The sequence below is a fragment of the Deinococcus marmoris DSM 12784 genome (assembly GCF_000701405.1).
Classification (GTDB): Bacteria; Deinococcota; Deinococci; order Deinococcales; family Deinococcaceae; genus Deinococcus; species Deinococcus marmoris.
In genome coordinates, this window is record NZ_JNIV01000197.1 from 1 (window position 1) to 2,934 (window position 2,934).

The window sequence follows — 2,934 nt, forward strand, 5'->3', positions numbered from 1 at the left end:
GTCACGGGCGAAGAGCAGGTGTTCAAGCTCCTCAGCGTCTTGTGGGGTCAATTCTGGGTCAAGTCGTCTGATGCCGGAGTCTACACCCGCTAGTTACTTAGCAGACGTAGGCGAACTCGTCGTAATTCAGCCGTTCCCTGCGGGCGAGGCGGACGAGCTGGGCGACGACTTCGGATTTCGCCTTTTGATCTGACATGCTGCAATGTATGGGGTTTTAGGGTGACCTGCTGGCTCAGCAGGCCAATTGTTGATCAAAACATTTCGTGTTGTGCCTCTTCTGCGAAATCCACCTCTATTGCGATGAATCTGACTGATTTCTGATTCTATTCTGCGCTTCGTAGCACGAACGCTATCTGAGGGCCTACATGGTAAGACTGGTGCGCCCTGGCGAGAACCGTACGGTTCTCATATGTCCTTAAAGGGCGTCGTCGTACACTTCAACTGGAGCTGAGTGCAGTGGACGCTCTTCGGCACGCATCCCCCGCACTCTGCTCCCAAACTACAGATATCAGTTAAGAAACATTAGGGCTGAGCAGGCCGCTTTCAGCGGATAGCTGCTCAGCTCTGACCTCACCACCGCAGCTCAGTTCAACCGCGTGATACGGCCTACTGCGGGAGCGCTGATCGTACTACTCTGAAGGTAAGCGCGGAAGGCGTCGATATCTAAGTCTCCACCGATCAAGTCTTTGCCCTGACGGAAGGTGGTAAAGCCGTCGCCACCATCGGCAAGGAAGTTGTTGACAGCAACGCGGTAGTTGGCGGCAGGATCAATCGGCGTGCCATTCAGCACCAGCGCGCTGACCTTCTCACCCTTGGGTTTGCTGTTGTCCCAGGTATAGGTAAAGCCTTGGCTGACTTGCAGGATGCGATTTTGTCCGACAGCGGGGTTGTCGAATTGCTGCTCCAACACGTCTTTAAGTTGTGCGCCCGTGAGGGTCAGCACCGACAAGATGTTGCCGAAGGGCTGCACCGTGAAGGCGTCGCCGTAAGTCACTTTTTTATCGGGGTTGGGTACGTTTACAGGCAAGTCGGCACGGATGCCGCCGGGATTCATCAGGGCAATCACGGCTCCGCCCCTGTCGGCGGCGCGGGTGGCGGCCAATTGCGAATCGGCAATCACGTTACCCAGCCCACTTTCTCCAGCAGGGTTCTGGGCGCGGGTGATCTGTTCGACTCCCAGCGTCCCCACAGGCTGCTGGGCCAACGGATCAGTCAGAGCCTTGGCCTTCTGCACGATGGCGGTCATGGCCGCGTCTTTGGGGGCAGTCGCCGCATTGACCACCACGTTGCTGGATTTCAGGGCCAGCACCTTGTTGGCGCGGGTATCGATGGTCAGATCGAGGCGCTGAAGCAGGTGGCCGTAAGCGTCGCCCTGAATGACCACGCGGTTTGCACCGTTGGGGCCGGGCACCACGCAGTTGTAGCCCCTATGGGTATGTCCAGTCATGATGGCAGAGATTGAAGAATCCAGCTTCCTGGCAATGTCCACGATGGAGCCACTCAGGGTCTTGCAGTCCACGATGTCAAAGGCGTCGGGGCTGGCACCGCCCTGGTGAACGAGCGCAATGATGGCGTCGGCACCGTTGCGCTTGATATCAGGGATCGCGGCATTGATAGAAGCCACTTCATCTTCAAAGCGCAGCCCCGCTACGCCTGCCGGAGTGACCACTGTGGGGGTTTCTTTGAGCACTGCACCCACAAAGGCGATCTTCGCACCGCCCACCGTCACCATTTTGTAGGCGGGCAGCACAGTTTTGCCTGTTTTCTCGTCCACCACGTTGGCGGCGACGTAGGTAAAGCCCGCGCCCGCGAAGGTGGTGTTGTATTTGCAGGCTTTGGCCGCGTCGTTGCTGTTGCAGCCGCCTGTTTGATACCGTTGCAATTCAGAAAATCCATAATCGAACTCGTGGTTGCCCACCACGTTCACGGCCATCCCCAGCTTGGTCAGGGCGTCGATAGAAGGCTCATCGCGCAGCAGCCCGCTGATCAACGGGCTGGCCCCGGTCATGTCACCCACACCCACAAATACGGTGTTGGGGTTGGCTTTGCGGGCCTCGGCCAGCACGCCGCCGATGGCTTCGATGCCGCCCGCCTGTACGGTTTGGGTTTTGGTGCGGTCGGCAGGATCAGGCACGCGAAAGCTGGTGGGCAAGATGTTGCCGTGGAAATCGTTAACACCAATAATGGTCACGCTGGTTTGGGCTGGGCCAGAGAGCAGGGAGCAACTGCTGAGAGTCAGGGCCACGCCGATGAACAGTAGATTCGTTTTCATGGTCTGCATAAGGATTCGCTCTCCTGGTCAAGGGCCGGTCAAGGCGAGAGGGGATGGGAACACATCAATTCCAGCATGCCCATAGGCTTCTCCAGACTCTAATTGAGAATCAATTCTCATTCAAGTCTGATCGTTGATTGTCAGTCGCCGACTTAAGCTTGGGGAGGCATTACAGCTCACCTTTATGGCTGGCTCATCCTGCGTTGGGGGGGCCGAGGTCAAAAGTAACGTCAACATCGGGCGTAGCAGCAAAAACCCAGGAGAGCGGATGTTGTGTATGGTCTGAAAGAAGGCCAGGTAGAGCGGGAACCACCGCTGTGAGAGTCTTTAGGTAAAGGCGCACCTACGAGCAGAAGACGCTCCACATCTTGAGGGCGGTGCTAACGTCCACTTCTTTGATGTCGTCACCACCGTTATCGTGCGCGAACTCGCTATCACCGTTTTTTACGGTGACGTACCTGAACCCTCCGACGGACAACCGAGCGTACGACCATAAATCGCGTATTCGGCCCTGTTGATCCCGGGGCCAACCTGAATGGTCATCAGGATAGGGGGGCAGATGGTGACCCCTTCAGTACCGGACAACTTGCGTTTAAGTGGCGCTGGGTGCGGAGAAAGGTTGATTTAAGAGGCCGAAGTATATTTCGGCCTGTGGGTGATCC

General features: G+C 57.0%; 1 protein-coding gene. It reads right to left on the reverse strand.

Features of this window, described 5'->3' with window-relative positions; all coding sequences use genetic code 11:
- Positions 1–583 precede the first annotated feature (583 nt).
- Complete coding sequence (locus Q319_RS0122995) at positions 584–2,272, reverse strand: bifunctional metallophosphatase/5'-nucleotidase (protein WP_029484717.1); 1,689 nt, start codon at positions 2,270–2,272, stop codon at positions 584–586.
- Positions 2,273–2,934: the final 662 nt, after the last annotated feature.